Source organism: Candidatus Dedyshia acidiphila, assembly GCF_051025295.1.
GTDB lineage: Bacteria > Acidobacteriota > Terriglobia > Terriglobales > Acidobacteriaceae > KBS-83.
The window spans coordinates 1-248 of sequence record NZ_JBMGJV010000195.1 but is presented as its reverse complement, the minus strand read 5'-3'; the positions used below and the strand labels follow the sequence as shown (position 1 = coordinate 248).

Sequence of the window (248 nt, the reverse complement as noted above, 5' to 3'; positions counted from 1 at the left end):
AAGATGTGGCCCTCTTTTTCGCTCTGTGCCTGGAGGATTTTGAAGATCAGATCTTGCTTGCGGAGCCCACTGGCTCCGGGAATCTCAAGCGTGCGCGCAATGCGGCTCAGCTCGGTAATATTTTTTTTCTTTTAGTTCTGCGATGGTCACAATTCACCTGCGGTGGGAGGTTGGAAGGAGCAAGTTGGGAAGGGGGTCGTACAGGAGGGGTCGTACTCTACGGGTGCTGGGCTTGAAGCCGCCGCAGC

The 248-nt window shown here is 55.2% G+C and carries 1 protein-coding gene; it reads right to left on the bottom strand.

The window, feature by feature from the left end:
- On the bottom strand, positions 1-83 hold an 83-nt coding region (locus AC5IJH_RS18580; RefSeq protein ID WP_491904298.1), incomplete at its 3' end, for a Rho termination factor N-terminal domain-containing protein.
- Positions 84-248: the final 165 nt, after the last annotated feature.